The sequence below is a fragment of the Novosphingobium sp. KCTC 2891 genome (assembly GCF_025938155.1).
Taxonomy (GTDB): Bacteria; Pseudomonadota; Alphaproteobacteria; order Sphingomonadales; family Sphingomonadaceae; genus Novosphingobium.
Genome location: NZ_JAPCZG010000023.1, coordinates 1 through 21,970 on the forward strand (window position 1 = coordinate 1; position 21,970 = coordinate 21,970).

Annotated in this window: 16 protein-coding genes and 2 pseudogenes; 15 read left to right on the plus strand and 3 right to left on the minus strand. The window is 64.6% G+C overall.

All coding sequences use genetic code 11. The annotated features are described in order from the left end of the window. Positions 1–1,300: 1,300 nt before the first annotated feature. The 13 genes and pseudogenes from OLX02_RS19860 to OLX02_RS19920 all read left to right on the plus strand — a co-directional run bounded on the left by OLX02_RS19860 (position 1,301) and on the right by OLX02_RS19920 (position 17,724). Positions 1,301–1,587 (plus strand): annotated as a pseudogene (locus OLX02_RS19860) (DDE-type integrase/transposase/recombinase). Next, positions 1,566–1,724 carry a hypothetical protein gene (locus OLX02_RS19865; RefSeq protein ID WP_264425692.1) on the plus strand — a complete coding sequence of 53 codons (159 nt, stop codon included), beginning with the start codon at positions 1,566–1,568 and terminating at the stop codon, positions 1,722–1,724. Before OLX02_RS19860 ends, OLX02_RS19865 begins: the two are co-directional and overlap by 22 nt. A gap of 354 nt (positions 1,725–2,078) precedes the next feature. Further along, on the plus strand, positions 2,079–3,467 hold the full coding sequence (locus OLX02_RS19870) for a porin (protein WP_264425672.1): 1,389 nt from the start codon (positions 2,079–2,081) through the stop codon (positions 3,465–3,467). 83 nt (positions 3,468–3,550) lie between these two features. Then, positions 3,551–4,402, plus strand: coding sequence for a DUF6662 family protein (locus OLX02_RS19875; protein WP_225010906.1), 852 nt, complete (start codon positions 3,551–3,553; stop codon positions 4,400–4,402). An 11-nt stretch (positions 4,403–4,413) separates the two neighbouring features. Continuing rightward, entirely contained in the window at positions 4,414–4,965 is a 552-nt protein-coding gene (locus tag OLX02_RS19880) for an FMN-binding protein (protein ID WP_264425675.1), read from the plus strand. A 14-nt stretch (positions 4,966–4,979) separates the two neighbouring features. Continuing rightward, positions 4,980–5,810 carry an FAD:protein FMN transferase gene (locus tag OLX02_RS19885; protein ID WP_264425677.1) on the plus strand — a complete coding sequence of 277 codons (831 nt, stop codon included), beginning with the start codon at positions 4,980–4,982 and terminating at the stop codon, positions 5,808–5,810. Continuing rightward, the gene (locus OLX02_RS19890) at positions 5,810–6,259 is read left to right on the plus strand and encodes a hypothetical protein (protein WP_264425679.1); all 450 of its coding nucleotides are present in this window, start codon (positions 5,810–5,812) and stop codon (positions 6,257–6,259) included. Before OLX02_RS19885 ends, OLX02_RS19890 begins: the two co-directional genes overlap by 1 nt. Before the next feature lie 204 nt (positions 6,260–6,463). Next, positions 6,464–7,144: a response regulator transcription factor gene (locus OLX02_RS19895; RefSeq protein ID WP_264425680.1), complete on the plus strand. Its 681-nt coding sequence runs from the start codon at positions 6,464–6,466 to the stop codon at positions 7,142–7,144. Positions 7,145–7,185: 41 nt separating this feature from the next. Further along, positions 7,186–8,571: a sensor histidine kinase gene (locus OLX02_RS19900; protein ID WP_264425681.1), complete on the plus strand. Its 1,386-nt coding sequence runs from the start codon at positions 7,186–7,188 to the stop codon at positions 8,569–8,571. 291 nt (positions 8,572–8,862) lie between these two features. Further along, positions 8,863–11,481: a TonB-dependent receptor gene (locus tag OLX02_RS19905; protein ID WP_264425682.1), complete on the plus strand. Its 2,619-nt coding sequence runs from the start codon at positions 8,863–8,865 to the stop codon at positions 11,479–11,481. Positions 11,482–11,546: 65 nt separating this feature from the next. Then, complete coding sequence (locus OLX02_RS19910; RefSeq protein ID WP_264425683.1) at positions 11,547–16,151, plus strand: non-ribosomal peptide synthetase; 4,605 nt, start codon at positions 11,547–11,549, stop codon at positions 16,149–16,151. A 19-nt stretch (positions 16,152–16,170) separates the two neighbouring features. Next, a complete protein-coding gene (locus tag OLX02_RS19915) occupies positions 16,171–16,962 on the plus strand; it encodes a 4'-phosphopantetheinyl transferase family protein (protein ID WP_264425684.1) in 792 nt (263 codons plus the stop codon). 306 nt (positions 16,963–17,268) lie between these two features. Then, the gene (locus tag OLX02_RS19920; protein WP_264425685.1) at positions 17,269–17,724 is read left to right on the plus strand and encodes a ferritin-like domain-containing protein; all 456 of its coding nucleotides are present in this window, start codon (positions 17,269–17,271) and stop codon (positions 17,722–17,724) included. A gap of 60 nt (positions 17,725–17,784) precedes the next feature. Here OLX02_RS19920 and OLX02_RS19925 read toward each other — a convergent pair whose 3' ends face one another. From OLX02_RS19925 to OLX02_RS19935, 3 genes are all read right to left on the minus strand, one after another. After that, complete coding sequence (locus OLX02_RS19925) at positions 17,785–18,123, minus strand: YnfA family protein (protein WP_264425687.1); 339 nt, start codon at positions 18,121–18,123, stop codon at positions 17,785–17,787. Positions 18,124–18,331: 208 nt separating this feature from the next. Beyond that, complete coding sequence (locus OLX02_RS19930; RefSeq protein WP_264425688.1) at positions 18,332–20,218, minus strand: TonB-dependent receptor plug domain-containing protein; 1,887 nt, start codon at positions 20,216–20,218, stop codon at positions 18,332–18,334. A gap of 174 nt (positions 20,219–20,392) precedes the next feature. Next, positions 20,393–21,046: a cation transporter gene (locus OLX02_RS19935; protein ID WP_264425689.1), complete on the minus strand. Its 654-nt coding sequence runs from the start codon at positions 21,044–21,046 to the stop codon at positions 20,393–20,395. A 65-nt stretch (positions 21,047–21,111) separates the two neighbouring features. On the opposite strand from OLX02_RS19935, the gene OLX02_RS19940 reads away from it, so the two are divergent. Both OLX02_RS19940 and OLX02_RS20235 read left to right on the plus strand, forming a co-directional pair. Next, positions 21,112–21,513 (plus strand): MerR family transcriptional regulator, encoded by a 402-nt coding sequence (locus OLX02_RS19940; protein WP_264425690.1) that lies wholly within the window; start codon positions 21,112–21,114, stop codon positions 21,511–21,513. Between the two features lie 95 nt (positions 21,514–21,608). Continuing rightward, positions 21,609–21,818, plus strand: a pseudogene (locus OLX02_RS20235) (IS6 family transposase); the annotation flags it as partial. Between the last annotated feature and the right edge of the window lie 152 nt (positions 21,819–21,970).

Here is a 21,970-nt window from a genome sequence, read left to right on the forward strand (position 1 = left end):
CAGCAGGCAAGACCCCGAAAGGAGAAACCCGCATCTTGACCCACCGATGATACTCGAAACATAACCTGCAGGCGGGTCACTTCTCGGTGAAAACCCCGGGTCACTTCTCAGCGGCAATCAACAGTCGGGGATTGGCCGACAAGGTAAGGCAAGTGCTGGGGCGGTTCCAAGGGCGTGCGCTGAGACAGTATCCACCAAGGATTCGAGGCAACCCCCGATCGTACGGGGTTCCAGTCTTCCGACATGTGGACTGAGATCGCCTCGGGGTTGGGAAGGAACGCAACCCAGGTGCACGTTCTTGAGTTGATCAGGGGGGCACCGGGCCTGCAAGGGTGGGGGAGGCGTGATCAATATCTTCGGGCATCGCAGGTCGATATTTCTGCATTGGGGTTGATCATCTCCCCGCGCAAATCAGCAAAGATGTTGCGCTGTGCGCGTCCAGTCACGATTGCGCACCATCGTTTATGTCCGACTTTGGTCGGCGGCCAACACGCCAAATGGCATTGAGTGTTCGTTCTGGGCGAAAATCAGCCATTACCCTTTGGCAGTCGATCGCAGTCCTTGGATCCCTCGTAACGAGGCAATGGCGCCTGCGGACTGAGCGATGAAGGTGGAGGCAATTTCAGATCCGATTGAATACTGGATTGCCGGTGTGGGGCCGAGTGTGGGGTTTGATTGAAACGGAGAAAAATAAGATATATAAATCAATTAGATATTGTATTTTTTGCTAAACCACCCTCTCCGTCAAGTTGAAAATAGTCATTTAAAATCAATGACTTATCTGGGAAAATTCGAATCCCCCTATTTCCTCCTAACCCTTTGATATCGGTTAGGAAAACCGCCGAAAATCTGCTGCTTTGGGCTTCTGTATCCATGCACAAGTGTGGGGTAGAGTGTGGGGTCGGAATTGGCGAAAGTCAGCTGACTTTGCCGGTCCGTTCGACTTCTGCCTGCGTGTAGATGGTGCCGAAACACACCGCAGTCTCCTACGATGCTGATGTGATGGTGGCTGACCAGGATGAGCAAGTCCGTCAGTCCGTTTCGCTACTTCAACTCGTCACCCGAGATCACCCGCCTCGCGGTGTTGATGTACGCGCGCTTCCCGCTGTCGTTGCGAAACGTCGAAGACCTGCTGTTCGAGCGCGGCATCGAGATCTGCAACGAGACGGTGCGGCTGTGGTGGAACCGGTTCGGGCCGATGTTCGCGGCCGACATCCGGAGCCAGAGGGTAAGCCGGATGCGCGGTTTCCGGCATTGGAAGTGGCACCTCGGCGAGGTCTATGTGAAGATCGATGGCGAGATGCATTACCTCAGGCGTGCCGTGGACCAGGAGGGGGGATCCTAGAGTCCTACGTCACCAAAACGCGCGACAAAGCGGCAGCCCTGCAGTTCATGCGCAAGGCTTTGAAGCGCCATGGGCGGGCAGAGGCCATCGTGACGGAGGGCCTGAAGTCCTACCCTGCGACGATGCGAGAACTGGGAAACGAGGAGCGGCGCGAAGTCGGTCGGCACCTCAACAACCGCGCGGAAAATCACACCTGCCGTTCTGACGAAGGGAGAGCGCTATGCAGCGGTTTCGCCAGATGAGGTCGTTACAGAAATTCACCTCGGTGCACGCCTCCATCCACAACCACTCCTCCCTGAAACGCTACCTCGTTGATCGCCAGACCTACAAGCTTCGCCGCTGGGCCGCGCTGGCCGAGTGGCAGTCGCTCGCGAGCTAAGCCTCGACTGCAAAAGGGGACGCTTTGTCCGGAGAGAACACTTCTCATAAGACTGACAGTTCCCTTCCGAAGGGCACGATCCTCTGGATTTTGCCATTCTTCTTCAATGGCTGCGTCGCGCGCGAGAGCGCGATTGCATCATCGTCCACCTGGAGCTGCGTTTAACGTTTAAGCTCTTGTGGCTGCGCAACATGGATCGTTGCTGCTCCACATTCGGTGCTGCGCGAGGCGCGGGTGATGTGAGCTCCCGTGGTGACCCACGAGCCATCAGACATGTTTCGATACCATTGGGCAACAAGATATTGCGAACGATTATCAATCTCGTTAGGAGGGCGGGACTCGAAGGGGGATTGAATGAAGAAGATCGCAGCACTGCTCGCGGCGACATGCCTGGCGACCGCCACGCCTGCGATCGCCGCAGACGTTTCGCTCGAAGCGCAGGTCGCGCAGCTCAAGGCGCAAGTGGCAGCACAGAACGAGCTGCTGGCATCGCAGGCCGCGCGCCTCGAACAGATCGAGGCGCGGTTGCGGGCGGCATCCGAACCCGCGCAGTCGCTCGCTGTTGCGGCGCCCCCGGTGGTCGATCAGGGCACGACGCCAGCCTCCGCGCCGACGCAGGCGCTGGCGGTCAATGCCGGCAGGGCCGGATCGGGCGCAGCCTTTGGCTCCGACACGACGATCGGCGGCTATGGCGAGATCACCTACAACGGTTACCTCAAGGACAGCAGCCGCAACCAGGCCGACCTCAAGCGGCTTGTGTTATTCGTCGGCCACCGCTTCAGCGACAAGTTGAGCTTCACCAGCGAGATCGAGGTGGAACACGCGGTCGCCAGCGCCGGGGACGAGGGCGAGGTCGCCATCGAGCAGGCCTATCTCGACTATGCGATCAATTCGTCGCTGAACCTCAAGGCCGGCCTGTTCCTGATGCCGTTCGGCTTCCTCAACCGCAGTCACGAGCCGCCGGTGTTCTATGGCGTCGAACGCAACGAGGTCGAGACGCGGATCATCCCGTCGACATGGCGCGAAGGCGGCGTGAGCCTCTATGGCAGCACGCCGTTCGGGCTGAACTACGACGTGGGCGTGACGACCGGCTTCGATATCGCCAAGCTCGACGATGCGGGCGCGCCGCTTGCCGGATCGCACCAGGAATTGCAGCTGGCCAAGGCGTCGAACCTGTCGTTTTACGGCTCGCTGGAATATCAGGGCGTGCCCGGCCTGCTTGTCGGCGGGGCAGTGTTCAGCGGCAATGCCACGCACAACAACGCCGATTTCAAGGCGGACAACGCCCTGCCAGACTTCTCCGGGATCACGTCGCGCATCACCTTGTGGGACGTGCATGGCCGCTGGCAGCACAAGGGCTTTGACTTCCAGGCGCTTTATGCGCGCGGGACGGTCAGCCGCGCCGCCGCGCTCGATGGCGTGGTCGCCGCCTACAACGCGGCCAACGGCACCGTTCTGACGCTGGCGCCTTCGGCCTTCTACGGCTGGTACGCGCAAGGTGCGTACAGCATCGCGCTGGGCGGCGAGGCGACGCTCGACCCGTTCGTGCGCTACGAGAAGTTCGACACGCAGGCCGTGCTGCCGCTGGGCCTGTTGTCCGATCCCGTAAACCGCGACCGGTTGCTGACGACGGGTCTGTCGTTCCACCCGCTGCGCTCGGTGGTGGTCAAGGTAGATTATCAGAAATTCTTCCAAAACAAGGACAACAACCGGTTCAATTTGGGCCTTGGCTACATGTTCTGATCTGAAGGTTTTTCCCGATGCACAATATTGATGGACGGTCCTGCCGCGGCTTGCGGACGGGAATGCTGGCTGGTGCCTGCGCAATGCTGCTGCCTACGGCGGCTTATGCCGACGAGAACCTCTTCGGCTATAACACCGGCGCGGAGACGCTACCCAAGGGATCCGGTGAAATCTACGTGTTCAACACGCTGCGCACCGACAAGGGCCAGGGGACATACAAGGCGCTCGATACCGAAATCGAAGGGGAATACGGCGTCACCGACCGGATCACGCTGTCAGCGGCGGCGAGCTTCCTCACTATCGACACGCACGGCCTGCTGATCGATGGCTATCTGCCGGCGGCGATCGACAAGGGCCCGCGCTTTTCGGGCATCGAGGCCAAGGCCAAGTTCAACGTGCTGAGCCCGGCGCTCGACAACTTCGGGCTGGCGGTCATCACCTCGGCCGAGGTCAAGAAGCTCGATCCGCACAGTGGGCAGGACAAGACCGAATATGAAGGCAAGGTCGTTCTCGCCGCGCAGAAGTATTTCCGGCAAGGGCAGATCGTGTGGGTCGCCAACCTGGGGCTGAAGGCCGGGCACGAAACCCGCAAGGCGATCGCCAACCTGCCGGACGGCTTCGACTGGCCGACCACGCCGGAAATGGAAATCGAACTGTCGGCGGGCACGGGCCTGACGTACCGCGTGGCGCCCAACTGGTTTGTCGGCGCGGAAACGCAATATACCTCGGAATACGAGACCGAGGTCGGGCAGGAGCGCTGGTCGCTGTTCGCGGGGCCGACAATCCATTATGGCGGGCAGAAGTTCTGGGCGACAGCGACATGGTTTCCGCAGCTCAAGGGCGGGGGCGAACGCTATCCGGGGCAGACCGGCAATCTGCACCTGATTGAAAAGACCAAGACCGAGTTCCGGCTGAAGCTGGGCATGAATTTCTGAGGAGTCGCATCGTGTCACATCGCAACTGGCCCGTGCTGGCCGCGCTTCCCGTGCTGGCGATCGTTGCGGCCCCCGCATGGGCCGCCGACTATATGACCGTCGAGCAGGCCCAGCACGCGCTCATCCCGCAAGCGCAGGCGTTCACTGCCATTCCGCTGACGCTGACGCCGGCCCAGATGACACGGATCCGGCAGATGTCGGGCACGCCGCAGCGCACCGCTCAGCCCAAAGTGTGGCGCGCCCAGCGCGGCGCGGCAATGCTCGGCTGGATCATCGTGGATGAGGTGATCGGCAAGCACGAATTCATCACCTATGCGACCGGGATTTCGCCCGATGGCCACGTGCTCGGCGTCGAGATCCTGAGCTATCGGGAATCCAAGGGCGGGCAAGTGCGTGATCCGCGCTGGCGCGACAAGTTCCGCGGCAAGACGCTGGCCGATCCATTCCGGCTCAATCAGGACATTCCCAACATCTCCGGGGCGACCCTGTCGAGCCGCAATGTCACCGACGGGGTCAAGCGCCTGCTGGCGATCCACGCTGTGGCGCTGGCCCACGCGGGCTGATTGTTGCGCTGCGCATGATTACCCGCTGCCGCCCGCTGTTGGGCACGTTCGTCGAGATCACGGCCCCGGAGGGACACGTATCGGCGGTAGACGCGGCCTTTGCGGCCATCGCACATGTGCATGCGCGCATGTCGTTCCATCAGGACGACAGCGATCTGGCGCTGCTGCGGAAGTCCAGCGCGGGCGACGTGGTGCGCCTCGATGCCGAGACGATCCGGGTGCTGCGCCTGGCCCTGGACCTGCACGGGCAAAGCGGTGGCCTGTTCGATGTGGCGGTGGTGGGGGCGGCGCTTGTCCGCAGCGGGTTCCTGCCGCGCTGCGGCATCGCGCCACTTTCCGACTATCGCGGCACCAGCGCCGACCTTGCCATCCTTGATGACCAGCACGTGCGTGTGGAAATGCGCGTGCTGGTCGATCTGGGGGGCATCGCCAAGGGCCATGCCGTGGACTGTGCCGTGGATGTCCTGCAAGGCATGGGCGTGCCCGAGGGGCTGGTGAACGCAGGCGGCGATCTGCGCGCGTTTGGCGATCGGGATTGGCCAGTGGCGCTGCGCGATGCCGACGATGTTGCGCGCATTTCGGTGGCCGCGCGCCATTGCGCCATCGCCAGTTCGGCCAATCTCCTCAACCGCCGCCGCCATCGTGGCCAGCCGCAGTCGCCGCACATCGGCGCGCAGGGGCGTTCCGTGCTGTGCGACGAGCGCGTCACCGTGGTCGCGCCCTTGTGCGCCATCGCCGATGCCATGACCAAGGTCGCCATGGCCGATATGCCCCTCGCGCAGCGCCTTCTGGCCACCTACGGCGGCCATGTCCTGCAAACGCCACACCACGAAAGTCATACCTGATGGTTCATCGTCGCTCGGCCAAACTGGCGTCCTGGCAGATCTGGCTGCTCGCGCTCAGCGGCATGGGCCTGTGGCTGTCGGGCTGCGGGTGGCTGCTGCTGCACTATTATGGCCAGAAGCAGGGCGAATTCGGCCCGGAGATGAACCCCGTCGAGCCGTGGATGATGAAGGCGCACGGGCTGTTCCTCATCCCGGCCCTGCTGGGCATCGGCGGGATGTTCATTGCTCACATTCCCAAAGGCTGGGCACACCAGCATCAGCGGATCGCCGGGGTCGCGCTGTGCGGGGTGCTCGCCGTGCTGATCGCGAGCGGGTACATGCTGTATTATGTCGGCGACGAAGACTTGCGGGCCTGGACCAGCCTGGCGCACTGGATGATCGGCCTCGGCCTGCCGGCGGTCTTCCTATGGCACTACCTCAACGGACTGCGTGCCCGTCGCCGGATCTGACGGGTTGATCGGCCTCTTCTGCAAGCGCGTCCTGGCACCGGGTTCGGCCAAGAATCTTCCACATTCCGAGGGAATACATCAGGCCCGTTCATCGTTTAACACGTACGCGGCAGATCCTGGCGCTGTGGCCTGTTGGGGCATTTGCACCACCAGGCCACAGCGTCGAGTTAAAGCCATCTGCCCGAAAAGTGGTCACAGTGCGCTATGCGATTATTGGTTGTCGAGGATAGCGAACGCCTGGCGTCGCTCATGGCCAGGCTTCTTACGGACAGCGGGCATGTCGTGGATGTCGCGGAAAGCCTCGAAATGGCGCACGCTGCGATCGAAATCGTTGAGTACGACGTGGTGATACTCGATCTATCACTACCCGACGGGGATGGCCGGGAGATTCTCGACGCCTTGCGACGAAGCAAGCGCGACGCGCTCGTGCTGGTCGCGACCGCTCGGGGCGATGTGGTCAGTCGTGTTCAGGCGCTTGATGCCGGTGCCGATGACTATGTCGTCAAACCCGTCGATGGCGATGAACTCATCGCGCGCGTCCGGGCGTTGGGCCGGCGGGCGAAGCAGATCCAGTCCGACCAGCTGACATTCGGCAATGTTTGCCTGGATGCGGCATCGTTGACGCTGACTGTCGGGAGTCGCCTGGTTGGGATCTCGCCGCGTGAACTGAGCGCACTGTTGGTGCTGATGAGATTCCAGGGCCAGGTGTTACGTCGCGAACGGCTCGAGCAGGCGCTTTACGCCTTTGATAGCGAGGTCACGGAAAACGCGACCGAGGCGACGATATCGCGCCTGCGACGTCGACTGGACTCATCGGGAGCAAACATCGAAATCGTGGCGATGCGTGGCATCGGTTACGTGCTGACCGAGCGTGACGAATGCTAGGCGCTGGGTCTGAATCGTTGTCGCGCATCCTGGCACGGCGCATGGCAGCCATGTCCGTGGTCGTGCTGGCGCTGGTCGCATTGGTATTTTCCCTGCAGGAAATGGTCAACAAGCGGCATCTTCGCGAGGCAATCCTCAACACAAACGCGGTTGCGATTGCCAGAGCTTTGGACAGCGGCAGGAATCCGGCGCTGCTTCCGCTGTATCAGGATTATCCGAGCGCCTACGGATTTCGGGTGTTCGATCATAGCACGCTCGCAAGGCGTCACATCCTGTCAGAGGCGAACACCATTTGGTTCCCGGCGGTCCAATCGCCAGTGCCCGGTGCCGATGAACCGGACGACCCGCGCGATGCTTCGGCGAGAAACGCGAAGCTTGTCGAAGGCTTCTCGCTTGTTCGCGGCATGCCCATGCATGATCACCGCGCGCCTGCCATCGCCTTGCTGACGCGGCGGGTCGGCATTGCGGATCGGCACTATTGGGTCCAGGCATATATGGTCGACGATCCGGCCTTCGCGTTCGTCGGGGTGATCGTGAAGGATCTTGCGGAGCACATCCTGATCCCCGCGATGTTCATCATCCCCGCGCTTACATTCGCGATCTTCCTGACGACACGCGCGGCGCTACGCCCGCTTCGACGCTTGTCGGACAGTGCCCATCACATCGGCACGGCCGTCGCTCGCGGGCAGGCGCTGGTGCCCGTGCCGGAAAGCGGGATGGCTACGGAATTCGCCAGCGTGGCGGCGACGATCAACGCCATGCTGACGAAGCTCGATCACTCGCTGCAATTGCAGAAGCAATTCACCTCCGACGTTGCCCATGAATTGCGCACGCCACTGGCCGTGCTGCTTCTGGAAATGTCGCAGTTGCCGCCCGGATCAGCGCGCGACCGGATCAGGACCGACCTCAAGGACCTCGGACAGTTGGTCGACGAACTGCTGCGCTTCGCGGAAGCCGAAGACGTCATGACGAGCGCGGTCGACAGGATCGACATCGTGGCGGTGGCGCGCAAGGTCGTGGAGGAGGCCGTGCCCGAAGCGCTTGCCAAACGGCAGATGCTCGAATTGAGCTGCACGACCGAGTCCCTGATGGTCTTCGGCAACGTGCCGCTGCTCACGATCGCCATTCGCAATCTGGTGGGCAACGCGATCAAGTATGCCCCCGCCAGAACCGTGGTGACCGTAGCGGTCGAGCAGGGACCGCTGGTGATCGTCGATGATCGCGGGCCGGGAATTCCCCCGGAACATCGTGATCAGGTATTTGAGCGGTTCTGGCGGATGGATCGCCAGTCGGGCAACGGCACGGGCGTGGGGCTGGCTTTGGTGCGGCGCATCGCCCAGTTGCACGATGGCAGCGTCCGCATGGAAGAGCGGCCAGAAGGCGGCACGCGCATGATCCTGAACCTTGCCGGCCCGGCGTTCGGGTAAGCGCCGGACTGGCACGGCCGTCGTCGGCGCTGCAACGCGGATAAGGTCGTGCCGACAGCGTTGATCGAGGCCGATATTTTGCGCTGTCAGCGTGTCGTCAGCAACTCCTGCTAAGGCGGCTCTCAACGAGCAGCCAGAACGCCCGGTCGGGTGCTGAATGGTTCAAATCACGATGTTTTTGGGTTTGGCTGTCGCCAGCGGTGGGTCGTCAACGTTGGTCAAAGGTGCGTTCAATGACATCTGGTGTCGCAATGAGGTATCCCCACCGTGACGCGCCCGTTCGCAATTGGAATGAAGCGCTGGCTGTTTGCGCTTTCGCTGCTGGCGGGGGTGGCGCCACAGGCGTTGCTGGCGCAGCAGGCCGGTCCGGCCAGTGCTGCGGGTGATCGCGGCGTAAAGCCGGACGTGGCGCCGGCCCCGCCAGAGGACGATGCGGGCGAGGGCGACGATCCCGAGATCGTCGTGACCGGCCATCAGGCCCCGCGCGGGGCGGCGGTCGGCGATGTCCAGCCCGACGTGCAGTTCTCCCGCGGGACCATTCGCGCGCTCGGCATCAATTCGATGTCTGAGCTGTTGCAGGAACTGGCCCCGCAGATCCGCAGCGCGCAAGGGCGTGGCGGCGAACAGACCGTCATCCTGCTCAACGGGCGGCGCACCTCGGGCTTTGCCGAAGTGCGCGACATTCCTGCCGAGGCAATTTCACGCGCTGAGATCCTGCCCGAGGAAGTGGCGCTGAAATATGGCTATCCGGCCGATCAACGCGTGGTCAACATCGTGCTGCGCAAGCGTTTCCACGCACTGATCGCCGAAGCAGGCGATCGGCTGTCCACCGACGGCGGACGGAACGCCGTCGATCCGGGGCTGGTCTATCTCGACATCAAGCATGATCGCCGGGTCAACATCGCAGTGCAATACCAGCATGCCGACGCCTTGCTGGAAAGCGAACGGTCTCTGCCGCCGTTCGCGCCGCGTCGTCCCTATGACCTTGTCGGCAACGTTACCGCGCTCACCCCATCGGGCGAGATCGACCCCGCGCTGGGCGCGCTGGCCGGGCAAGCCGTGACCATCGCCGGGGCGCCGACCATCGCTGCCAGCCGCCCGCTCGCGCTGGGCGATTTCGTGGCGGGGGCCAACCGCGCGAATGTCACGGACACGACGCCCTATCGCACCCTGCTTCCTTCCAGCGAGCGCGGTTCGATCAACGCGTCCTACAGCCGCAACGTGTTCGGCAATGTCGCCGCCACGCTCAACGGCCGTCTGGAAGCGAGCGACGATGTCGCGCTGCTCGGCCTGCCGAGGACGAAGCTGACTCTGCCCGAAGGCTCGGCCTTTTCGCCCTTCGCCAACGATGTCGCGGTCTATCGCTATGCGGACACCGCGCCGCTTACCCGGCGCACCAAAGACCTCGACGGGCATCTCGGGCTGACGCTGAACAGCCATGCGGGGACCTGGCAATGGTCGCTTTCGGGAATCTGGGATCACACCGAGGAGCGCACCCGGATGGTCGGCCGGATCGATCCGGCGGCAATCGACGCCGCGCTGGCGGCGCATGATCCCACGGTGAACCCCTTTGGCACGTTCGACCCTGCGCTGCTGCTGGCGCAGATGCCCGACACCACCCGCCTGATCGACAACACGGGCGGGGTCGATGCCATGATCAACGGCTCGCCGCTCCATCTGCCTGCGGGCAAGGTTCTGACCAGCCTGCGCCTGGGCGCGACCTGGTCGGCGCTGGACGGGCAGGCCGTGCGCGGCGGCGTGACGCAAATCAGCGCGGCCTCGCGCAGTGATACGAGCGGGCAATTGAGCATCGACGTGCCGATCACCAGCCGCCGCAACAATGTGATGGCGGCGCTGGGCACGCTGTCGCTCAACGCGAACGTCGCTGTCCACCGACTTTCCGATCTCGGCACGCTCTGGACGTTCGGCTATGGCCTTGTCTGGTCGCCGGTCCAGCCGCTGCGGATCATCGCCTCGATGTCCGACGAGGAGGGCGCGCCATCGCTCGTGCAGATCGGCGCGCCCGTCCTGACGACGCCCAATGCCCGCCTGTTCGATTTCGCACAGGGCGAGTCTGCGGAGGTTTCGCGCATCGAAGGCGGCAATGCCGCGCTCGTCGCCGACAACCGCCACGTGTTCAAGGTTGGCGCGACATGGAAGCCGGGCTGGGGCGGGGGGCTGTCGCTGACCGCCAACTATGTCCATGCCCGCACGCGGGATGCCGTGGCTGCGCTGGCGGTGACACCCGCGCTGGAGGCCGCCTTTCCCGATCGTTTCGTGCGCGATGCCGCCGGAATGCTGACCCGCTTCGATGCGCGACCTGTCAATGTCGCCCGCGACAGCCGCGAGGAGCTGCGCTGGGGCGTCAACTGGCTGAAGGCCACCGGCGGGACGGGGGCAGCGACAGGCCGCGTGCCAGGCCTGCGCAAGAACACGAACCGTCTGTCCTTCACGCTCTACCACACCTGGCGCCTGCGGCATGACGTGCGCCTGCGCGCCGGCCTGCCCGTGCTCGACCTGCTGCACGGCGATACCCTGGCCATGACTGGCGGCGATCCCCGGCACGAGATCGAGGCGCAGGCAGGTTTTGCCCGCGATGGCCTTGGCCTGCGCCTTTCGGCCAACTGGCGCGGCGCGACGGCGGTGCGAGGGGGCGGCGCATCGGACCTGGCATTTGGCGATCTTGCGACCGCCAACCTGCGCCTGTTCGCCAACCTCGGCCAGCAGACGGTGCTGGCGCGCGCGCATCCCTGGCTGGACGGCGTGAAGCTTACGCTTGCGGTCGACAACCTGTTTAACGCCCGGCCGCGCGTGACCGGCGCGCAAGGGGCGACGCCTTACGTCTACCAGCCCGCGCTTCTCGACCCGCTCGGCCGCACCATCCGGTTCAGCCTCCGTAAGACCTTCTGACGACCGCCGCCCGAATTCCGGATCAACCGGCGCCGGGAAGCGCCCTGACTTCAAGGACAGACAGCGTGCATCAGACCGCCATCCTGCATCCGGCCTATGCCGAACCGCCGCTCGCCGAACGGCTGGCCGACTGGACCGAAGCCTGGAAGCGCGGGGAGGCGTTGGGTCAGCGCATCGCGCGCGAATTGCACTTCACGACGCTGCTCGACCTGCTGCCCAGCGGCGGCAACAAGCGTGCGCTGACCGGCACCGCCGCGCGCGGCCTCCATTCGCTGTCGTTCGCGCGGCTCCACGATTTCCTGAGCGATGGCGCGCCGTTCCGGGATCTGGCGCTGCGGCCGGGTGATCGCTGCGCCATCGCGTTGCCCGAAGGGCCGGAACTGGCGGTCTGCCTGCTGGCCATGAGCATGCGCTGCACCGTGGTGCCGATGAATCCGTGGAACCCCGACGGCGAAATCGCCGCTGACCTTGCCGAAACCGGGGCGAAGGCGGTGATCGTGCCGGTGGGCGCGGATTTCGACCACATCCGCCGCAGCGCGCGCGTCTGCGGGGTCGCCGTGATCGATCTTGTCCGCCAGCCCCAGGAGACCGGCCTGTTTGACCTGTCATCGGGCGAGCTGCCCCCGACCAGCGCCGAGCGCTGGGGCCGCTGCTTCAACGGGCCCGACGACATCGCGCTTGAACTGTTCACCTCGGGCACGTCGGGGCGCAAGAAGCTGGTGCCCATCGCCTTGCGCGACGTGTGCGTGGGCGCGGCCTGCATCGCCGCCGCGCTGGAACTGGGGCCGCAGGATCGCGGCTACAACATGATGCCGCTGTTCCACGTCGGCGGTATCGTCCGCAATCTTTTCGCGCCGCTGCTGGCGGGCAGCTGCATGATCTATTCCGACGGCTTCGACGCGGCGATGTTCTGGGATGAACTGGCCAGCGGCGCGGGCTTCACCTGGTACTACGCTTCGCCCACGATGCACGACAGCATCCTGATCGAAGGCGAGCGCCGCCCCGATTGCGCGCGCAGCCTGCGCTTCATCTGCAACGCAGCGGGCGATCTGCTGCCTTCCACCGCCGAGCGGCTGCGCGCGCGTTTCGACGCCACGATCCTGCCCGGCTACGGCATGACCGAATGCATGCCCATCGCTTGTCCGCCGCTCGATTACCGGCTGGAGCGCCGGGGGGCGAGCGGCCGGGTGCTCGGACCGGACGTCGCCATCCTGGATGATGCGGGCCAGACAGCGCCCGTGGGCGTGGCCGGGCGCATCATGCTGCGCGGCGCGCCGCTGGCGCGCATCGTGCAGGACCAGCCGGGGCCGGGCGAGCCAATCATCCCGCAAGGCTGGTTCGATACCGGCGACCTTGGCCGCTTCGACGAGGACGGCTTCCTCTACATCGTCGGGCGCGGCAAGGACGTGATCAAGCGCGGTGGGGAAACCATCGCGCCGGCGGAAATCGAGGATGTACTGGTCGGCCATCCCGATATCCGGGCGGCGCTGGCCTTCGCCGTGCCGCACGCCATGCTGGGCGAAACGGTGGGCTGCGTGATCGTTCCGCGCAACGGGCGGCGCGTCGATCTCGAAACGCTGGCGCCGCATCTTTCGCGGCACCTGTCGCCCGCCAAGTGGCCGGTCCTGGCCGTCTACATGGACGATCTGCCCAAGAACGCGACCGGCAAGCTGCTGCGCGTGCGCCTTGCCGCGCGTCTCGGAATCGACATAGTGGACGAAAAGGCGCCTGCCCGCGCGCGGTTATTGACCTCGCAATGCCCGCCCAGGGGCGCGCCGCTGGCCGAGCCCATCCCGGCGCAGGTCATCGACGTTTCGGTGACGCACATCGAAGCTGCGCTGCGTGCGGTATGCCCGGCAGGCGCGGACGTAGTGGTCCACATCGGGCATTCGTGCGGGACGATCCGCGCGGGCGTCGCGGGCGTCGCGGGCGCGGGGCTGGCAGAGGCCGACCTCAGGGCCCGCCTTCAGACCATGCTGCACGATTACCTCGTGCCGCGCTCGATTGCACTGCTCGACGCTTTCCCGCGTCATGCTGCGTCGGGCGAGATCGACACCGATCAGTTGCTCGCGCTGCTGGAAAAGCCGCAACCGGGCGCCGTGACGCCCGCCGACGCGGTCGAAGCCTTCATCCTCGACGAATGGCGCAAGTGTCTGGGCCAGGACCGCGACGTCTTTCTCGACAGCGATTTCTTCGACGATCTGGGCGGGGATTCGCTCACCGCCGTGCGCATCATCGCCGATGTGCGCAAGCAATACGGCATCGCGCTGACACCCACCGCGATCTTTCGCCACCGCACCATCCGCGAACTTGCCAAGGCGGTGCGCGCCGCCGTCTCCGCGCTGGCGGCCGATGCCGATACGGCGATCCCGGACGCGGCGAGCGCGCGGCAGGAAGGCCCGGCCGCAAAATCGCAGTCGAGGCTGACCACGCTGGCGATCCAGCTCCTGCCCCTGACGCTGCTGGCGCCTGCGCTCCGGCTCGGGCAGTTCGTCTGCTGGATCTTCGTGTGGTGGTATATGCGCGCGGACCTTGGTCTGCGCGGGGCGTGGGTCATGTTTGCCGCGCTGGCAGTGGCAAGTGCGCTGCGCAATGTCGCCGGGCCGCTCGGTGCGATAGCGGCCAAATGGCTGCTGATCGGCCGCTATCGCGCCGGTGCCGCGCCGCTTTGGGGGCACTATTATTTGCGCTGGTGGCTGGTGCGCCAGATCCAGAACACCGCCGGGCTGGGCGTGTTCACGATGTCGTATCAGCTCACCGCGCTCTATTATCGCCTGATGGGCGCGCGCGTCGGGAGCGAAACCCGCATCGCGGTCAACGCCGATCTGGGCGAGTTCGACCTGCTGACCATCGGCGACATGGTCTGCATCGACGAAAGCGCCATCGTGCGTCCCTTCGCGCTCGAAGGCGGGGCGATGGACCTGAAGCCGATCGTCGTTGGCGCGAACGTCTCGATCGGGACGCGCGCAACGATCGTGCCGGGCACCGTGCTGCCCGCCGATACCGAGATCGCGCCGCTGGGCACGTCGGACAATCCCAAGGCGCGCAACCAGGGTACGCGCGGCCTATCGCGCGCGCTGCTCTACGATCCGCCGCTCTGGCTCAAGGGCGTGGGGACGCTGATCAAGGGCGCGGTCATGCTGGCCGCGTGGGTTCCGGTGGTGCTGCTGATGCACCACTACCTTGCCGGGATCATGGTCAAGGCGGGGCACCTGGCCGGGCCGGTCGACCTGCTGGTGCGCATGTTCAATCCGGGCCGCCTGATCGTTTCGTCGGCGGTGCTGGTGGCGTCCGCGCTGGTCACGCCGTTCCTCTATCTGGCGGGGGTGATCGTGGTGAAGTGGACCGTGATCGGCCGCTTCCGCGCCGAAGCCGACGTGCATCGCCCCTGGCCGATGTTCGAACGCTGGCTGATGTGGCAACTGCTGCCTGACGGGCGCTTTGGCGGCGTCGCGCCGCTGCTCGGTTCGAACTTCGCCGCGATCAGCGTGATCTACCGCCTGCTCGGTGCCAAAGTCGGCAAGCGCATCTACTGGCCCGGCTCGGGCAACGTGATGACCGAGTACGACCTGTTCGAATGCGGCGACGACGTGACCTTCGGCTCGCGCTCCACCTACCTGATGACCAGCGCCAACGGCACGCAGCCGATCCGCATCGAGCCGGGCGCCAACGTGGCCGACCGCTGCGTGCTGGCGCCGGGCGTGGTCGTCAGCCGCAACGCCGTGTTCGGCTCGGGCACGTTCGCGCCAGAGGGCTTCGTCGCCCCGGCGGGATCGACGTGGATCGGCCAGGATGGCCGCGAAGCGCCGATCGAACTGGAAGCGGCGACCACGCGCCGCATCGAAGCGCCCACGCTGCGCCCCTATGGCCGCGCGATGTATCAGGGCGAGGCGAACTATGCCGTCTGGCCGCTCGCGGCGCACATCGCCTTCAACATCGTGTGGGCGGCCTTCGTGGCGCTCTGGCGCACCGCGCCGATGATCGCCGCGCTGCTGCTGACCCGCAGCGTGCTGATCGCCGAAGGTCCGGGCCTGCGCAACACCACCGACATCGTGCTGCTGCTGGCGGGCTTCTACGTCCCGCTCCATCTGGCCTTTGCCTTCGGTGCGCTGGGCGTGCTGGTGGCGACCAAGTGGCTGATCATCGGCCGGCGCGTCGAAGGCGAGCACTTCTGGACGCAGTCCTCCTATTGCCAGCGCTGGAAGATCCACTCGGCCATCTCGTCGCTGTCCAGCGGCTGGTTCGGCACGCGCGATGTGCTGGCCTTCCTTGAAGGCTCGGCCTTCCTCGTCTGGTACTTCCGCGCCGAAGGGGCGCGGATCGGTCGCAACGTGTGCCTCTATCCCAATGGCGCCGACCCGATGATGGAAGAGCCGGAATTCCTCCACATCGGTGATGGCGTGTGCATCGACCAGGCCGTGCTGATCGCGCACCTCAACACGCGCGGCGAATGGATGATGGGGCCGATCGAGATCGGGCCGCGCGCCTGCCTGCGCACTGCCTCGCGCGTGATGATGATGAGCACGGTGGGCGAAGGCGCCACCTTGCTTGAAGGGACGCTGGTGCTGGCGGGCGATTCCAGCGGGCCTGCGTCCACCTGGGAGGGCTGGCCTGGCGAGGCGATCGGACCGGCGGCCCAGCGGCAACGGGCGCAGGCCGTGGCCGCCTGACCGCCGGGGCGTGGCAAGGATGAGGAAGGCGCTTCCTGCTTTGCCCGCGCTGTCGGGCCTTCCGCGGCTCGGCGAAGGTCCGATTCCCGCGCCCGGCCCGTGCGATGTCCACGTCTGGCGGTACGATCATACCGCAGACATCGACGACGCGCGCCTTGTCGCTCTGGCCGCGATGCTTTCGCCCGACGAGATCGCACGCAGCACGGCCTTGCGCGATGCGCGGCGGCGGCAGTTCGTGGTGGGGCGGGCGCTGTGTCGCCATGTCCTGTCGCGCTATGCGCAGGTTCCGCCGCAGGACTGGCGTTTCGCGCTCGGCGATCGGGGCAAGCCGTCGATTGCAGCGCCGGCGCTGGCCTCGCCGCTGTGGTTCAGCCTGTCCCACGCTGATGGCGTCAGCGTCTGCGCAGTCACCAGTGCAGGGCCGGAGATTGGCATCGACATCGAATGTGTCGTAGCCGGCAGGGACGCACTCGACGTCGCCGTGCAGTTCTTTCCCGAAGCAGAGGCGCACGCCCTGCGCGAGCTACCGCCCATGCAGCGCGAGGAACGGTTCGTCCAACTCTGGGCGCTCAAGGAAAGCTATGTGAAAGCGCGGCAAATCAGCCTTGCCGATGGGCTTGGCGGCACGACCTTCGACCTGGCCCGACCGGACGACATCGGCGTGATCTTTGCCGATGCGCTCGGCGAACACGCACAACAATGGCGATTCAGTCTTTTCCGCCTGGACGAAGCCCTGATTTTCGCTCTGGCTTTGCGCACCGACGCCACGGCGCCGCTACGGCTGCGAAGCGGAACCTGCCCGCTGTCCTAGCAATTGCCCTCGGGCTGGATCACGGAGAGATGCAGTTGCTCCGGTCACATATATGCAGAGGGTAAACCCGATGATTTCACCAGACCATCGCTCTCATGAAACTGGTTCCGACTGGGGCGCGCGGTCCGCCTAAGTAGGAGCCGACCCGGCAGGCTCCTGTCTGCGAGCAACAACAAGATGTTGGCATTTTTCCGTCTGCGGGATCTTGATTGAATCGCGTTGACAGAGGGGATGCGGTATCATGTGTCTTGGAGTTGGAAGCCGCCATTTCCGTGAGGTGTGCGTCGGCCTGTTCAGGAGGCAGCGATGACTGAAAGCGACAAGAAGGCTGCGATCGCCATTCTCAACCGTATCATGGAAGCGGAACTGGCGGGGGTCGTTCGCTACACGCATTATTCGCTCATGGTCTACGGCTACAACCGCATTCCCATCGTGTCCTGGCTGGAAGGCAACGCCTCCGAAGGCCTTGCCCACGCACGGAAGGCGGGTGAACTGGTCACCCTGCTCGGTGGGCACCCTTCGCTGCAGATTGGCCCGCTACTGGAAACGGCCAGGCACGACATCGGTGACATTTTGCGAGAGAGCCTTGAGCAGGAAAAGCTGGCTCTGGCCCTTTACTACGAGCTTCTTCAGGCTGCTGCCGACAAATCGGTGCTGCTCGAAGAATATGCGCGCGAAATGATCATGCTCGAGGAACTTCACCTCGACGAGGTCAACAAGATGCTCCGCAAGCCGGGCGACGTGGAGGTTTTCGACGGTTGATATGGAACGTGCGGGATCATCCCCGAGGTCATGTTTCAACTTGGGGCGCCCATACGATCGCTACTTTCCTGTCGTCGGGGCTCCCGAACCGGAGAGGATGACAACAGCGCCGACAACGCAGATCAAGGATCCTATGAGATCCGTTGCCGTCGGCTTCTGGCCTTCGACCAGACCCAGCCACACCAAAGATGCAACAATGTAGATTCCGCCATAGGCCGCATAGGCCCGTCCCGCGTAGGCCGTTTCCACGCGGGTGAGCAACCACGCGAACGCGACCAGCGCCAGCATTCCGGGAATGGCGACTAATGCAGGCTTGCCGTTCTTCAGCCAGGCGCAGAAGGCGAAGCAACCCGCAATCTCGCAAAAAGCGGCACCGGCGTAGATCACCCAGAGCTTCAAACAGCAATCTCCGCAATGTCTTCAAAGATCGTCCCCGCCATGGCAACCGTCGAACCTGAGTTGACTTTGCAGTGATTGATCGCGGTGTCGAACACGGCGGGGCAGATGTATATCGGCATGGAGCAGGCATCGCACGGCCTCCCCATGCGCATCAAGTTGCATGCCGCGCATTGTGGCTGACATGGCTGCTCTGGCGCAATCGGACCGATCAGTGCTCGCCGCCGCCGAAGCGCAGCCGGATGCCGCCATTCAGGGTGAAGCCCTCGAGCGGCGCCCAGGCATCGACAGTCCACCGACCGTCCGGCGCGCGCCGGGGGCGTAGCAGGCTGTCGTATCGGGTCTGCCGAATTCCCAGCAGGTTTTCGGCGTTGAGAAACAGGCGTGCCTTCCCGACAACGATTTCGCCAAGCAGGCCGATCTCGAAGTAGGGCTTCCCGCTGGTGCGGTAGGGGTTGTCCTCCAGCGGCTGCTTGCCGGTGTAGTAGACCTCCAGCCCCAGTCTGCCTTTGTCATGCTCCTCCCACATTGCCACCAGACCAGCGGTATGCCGGGGCGTGAGCGGAACGGCGCGCCGCCCGAAACCATCGGAATTCGGCTCGGAGGCATCGACGTAGACGTAGCTGCCGGTCACCGTGTAGGCGCCCCGGCGATAGCGCAGCAGCAGTTCGGAGCCACGTATCCGCGTTTGCCCGGGAACATTGACCAGACGCACGCTGTTGGCGCGTTCCTCCGGACCAATCGGCTCGATCTGTGTCGTATTGTTCATGTCCGAAGCGAAGAGGGTGACGTTGGCCTCGATCGGGCCTCGGGCATACCCGACATCGAGCGATCCGGTCGTGGCGGTTTCCGGCTTGAGCTTGCCCAGCGGCTCCAGCCGCGACAGGCCGGCCGCCTCGATCTCCTCGACGAATGGGGTTGGGGCATAGAAGCCGCGCCCGCCCGAAGCCCGGATCGTCCATCGACCGGGCCGATAGAGCAGCGACAGGCGCGGGCTGAACCGGGTGCCGTAGGTGCTGTGAAAATCAACTCGGGCGCTGCTGGCCAGCGTGAGACGGCCCGTGATTTCCTGTTCCACCTGTCCGAACACGCCCGGTGCCTCGAACGCATAGTTGAAGGCCGGGTAGGTCTGCGAGCGGAAGCTGTCGCGCTGGTAGGCGGCACCGCCGACCCACGAGGTTCCGCCGCTCTTCCCGGCCAGCGAGACCTCGGCGAAAAGCGTGGTGTGGCGGTCGTTTTCTTCGACATCGCCAAACACATGGCGATGTTTCTGGGTCATCGCCGAGCCGCGGAGGTGCAGCGAAGTGGCATCGCCCACCGGGACTTGCGCGACAAGGCCACCATCGAACCGGTCGGTATCCTGCGTCTGCGGGAACGCTCGGCCATCGGGCGTGGTCTTGCCCGGCAGAGTGCCGCCTTCGCGCTGCTCGGTCATGGCGCCTGCGGTCAGGAAGGCGGTGGCGCCACCTGCCCCTTCCCAGAACACGCGCGGCCGCACACTCCAGCGTTCGTAGGCCGCCATGTCGATCCAGCCGTCGCCGTCGATGTCCTGGCTGGTCTGGCGGTGATAGCCGCCGGTGAGCGAAGCGCCCACTCCCTGCGCGATGGGAGCCGCTGTGTAAGCGGTCGCATCCTGCCCGCCGCGCGATGAGGCATTGAGCACGACCTCGGCCTCCGGCCCATCGCCCGGCCGCCGCGAAATGAGGTTGATCATGCCGCCGAGCGCCGACGGCCCATAGAGCGCGGAGGCGGCACCCTTGATCACCTCGACCTGACCAAGATCGGTCGGCGGGATCTGCAACAGCCCGAGTGACGAAGCCTGACCGCCGTAGAGCGGCAGCCCGTCCGCCAGCAACAGGGTGTAGCGCCCGTCCATGCCCTGCACGCGGACATTAGCGGCGCCCAGTGCTGGCGAGGTGACCTGAACCCTGAGGCCGCCGGTCTCGCCCAGCACCATGGCGATATTGCCGGGCCGCATCATGACCTTTTCGTCGAGTTCTTCCTGGTCGATGACTTCGACACGCACAGGCTCGTCCTGCAGGCGATGGCCCGATCGCGTGGCCTGGACGATGATCGCGTCGCCGGGTCCCTCCCCCAAATCTTCAGCCGGTTGCGGCGCACTTGCGGGCGTTTGCTGGGCGAATGCCTGACACGGCGCCAGTGATGTCGCCGCGCACAGGGCAAGGCGGGAAGCGAAACGCATGAAAGTATGCTCCGGGAGATTGATTGCCTTGATCGCGGGACGATCCGCGTGCGTTCAGGCCGCCTAAGTTCAGGGGGGAGGCTCAAAACGCCTGCCGGGGTGGGCATCGCGCCATGCCGCCCCACCGGACGACAGCACACGCAACGCTGAACGGATGAAGATTGCGGCGATGATCGCGCCCACCGCGATATCTGGCCATGCCTTCCCGGTCGCTCCCACCAGCCCGGCTGCGATCAGGACGCCAAGATTGGCGGCGACATCGTTGCGCGAACATTCGAAGGTGCTGGCCATGTTGACGTTTTCGCTACGGAAGCGCCACAGCAGCGCGAGACAGGTGAGGTTGGCCGCAAGCGCCAAGGTGCCGAAGCCCAGCATCAGCGCCGAGGACGGCGGCACGCCGTTTACAATCTTGTCGGCGATTTCGACGATCACCGCGATGCCAAAGACCAGGATGATACCGCCCTTGGCAAGTGCCGCCCCGGCTTCCCAGCGCGGGCCGCGATTGAGTGCAAAAAGGCTGAGCGCATAAACGACCCCGTCGCCGAACATGTCGACAGAATCCGCCATGAGCGCCGTCGAGCGCGCAGCAAGACCGCCGCCAAACTCGGCAATCAACATCGCGAAGTTGATCGCCATGACAATGACGAGCACGCGCCGCTGGTCCGCTTTGCGGGCCAACGCGACGATGGTGTCGCCCTTCTTTGCGCAGCAGTCGTCAGCCATCGTATTCGCCCTGTCCCATCGATCGGACTCGACCCATGCACCCTGAAGTCACTATAGGGTCAAGCATGAAGATCGGTGAACTGGGACGTGCGACGGGCACAAGTGTGGAGACGATCCGCTTCTATGAGGCGGAAGGTCTGCTGTCTGCACCCGCGCGCAATGCTGCCAATTACCGGGTCTACGAACTTGCGCACCTCGAACGGCTGTCATTCATCAAGCGTTCGCGCGATCTGGGCTTCACGCTTGATCAGGTGCGCGAACTGCTGCGGCTCGCCGACGATCCCGGCAATTCCTGCGCCGGGGTGGATGTCATTACCGCCCGACATGTAGCCGAAATCGACCGCAAGCTCGCCGATCTCAACGCCCTGCGCGGCGAGCTGGTCCGCCGTCTCGACAGTTGCCAGGGACCGACAATCGCCGACTGCCGCATCATCGAGGCACTTTCTCCGAAAAGTGCAGCTGAGTGACGATTACTCGGCATCAACAACCAGATGCCAGTTAGGACGGTGTCAAACGGATTGCACCTCTGTTGGGAGGGGAGGCTGAAGGGTCGTCTCTGCCCATGGGCCGACCTCGAAAACCAGCCAATCCGTTTCGGTATTTCCATTCCTCGCCCGAGGTGATCCGGCTTGTCGTAATAATGTATGCCCGCTTTCCGCTGAGCCTACGGAATGTGGAGGATCTGCTGTTCGAGCGTGGCATCGATATCTGTCCCGAGACGGTGCGGCTGTGGTGGAACAGGTTCGGTCCGATGTTCGCCGCCGACATCCGGCGTTAGCGTGTGAGCCGGATGCGCGGTTTCCGCTGACGTGACCCCCTGATTTCCACCAGCGGGGATTAGAGCCCGGCAGCTTTGTTGCGCATGAGCGCGGGTTGAGCAATGGCCTGCGCAGCGGAGCCCGTAGGGCGTAGCGAAGCAGGCCA

Coding starts and splice junctions, on each gene's coding strand:
- OLX02_RS19890 (WP_264425679.1), top strand. CDS start 5,810: ATGGTTCATCGTCGCTCGGCCAAACTGGCGTCCTGGCAGATCTGGCTG.
- OLX02_RS19920 (WP_264425685.1), top strand. CDS start 17,269: ATGACTGAAAGCGACAAGAAGGCTGCGATCGCCATTCTCAACCGTATC.
- OLX02_RS19940 (WP_264425690.1), top strand. CDS start 21,112: ATGAAGATCGGTGAACTGGGACGTGCGACGGGCACAAGTGTGGAGACG.
- OLX02_RS19915 (WP_264425684.1), top strand. CDS start 16,171: ATGAGGAAGGCGCTTCCTGCTTTGCCCGCGCTGTCGGGCCTTCCGCGG.
- OLX02_RS19900 (WP_264425681.1), top strand. CDS start 7,186: ATGGCAGCCATGTCCGTGGTCGTGCTGGCGCTGGTCGCATTGGTATTT.
- OLX02_RS19870 (WP_264425672.1), top strand. CDS start 2,079: ATGAAGAAGATCGCAGCACTGCTCGCGGCGACATGCCTGGCGACCGCC.
- OLX02_RS19865 (WP_264425692.1), top strand. CDS start 1,566: ATGCAGCGGTTTCGCCAGATGAGGTCGTTACAGAAATTCACCTCGGTG.
- OLX02_RS19905 (WP_264425682.1), top strand. CDS start 8,863: ATGAAGCGCTGGCTGTTTGCGCTTTCGCTGCTGGCGGGGGTGGCGCCA.
- OLX02_RS19885 (WP_264425677.1), top strand. CDS start 4,980: ATGATTACCCGCTGCCGCCCGCTGTTGGGCACGTTCGTCGAGATCACG.
- OLX02_RS19895 (WP_264425680.1), top strand. CDS start 6,464: ATGCGATTATTGGTTGTCGAGGATAGCGAACGCCTGGCGTCGCTCATG.
- OLX02_RS19935 (WP_264425689.1), bottom strand. CDS start 21,046: ATGGCTGACGACTGCTGCGCAAAGAAGGGCGACACCATCGTCGCGTTG.
- OLX02_RS19875 (WP_225010906.1), top strand. CDS start 3,551: ATGCTGCTGCCTACGGCGGCTTATGCCGACGAGAACCTCTTCGGCTAT.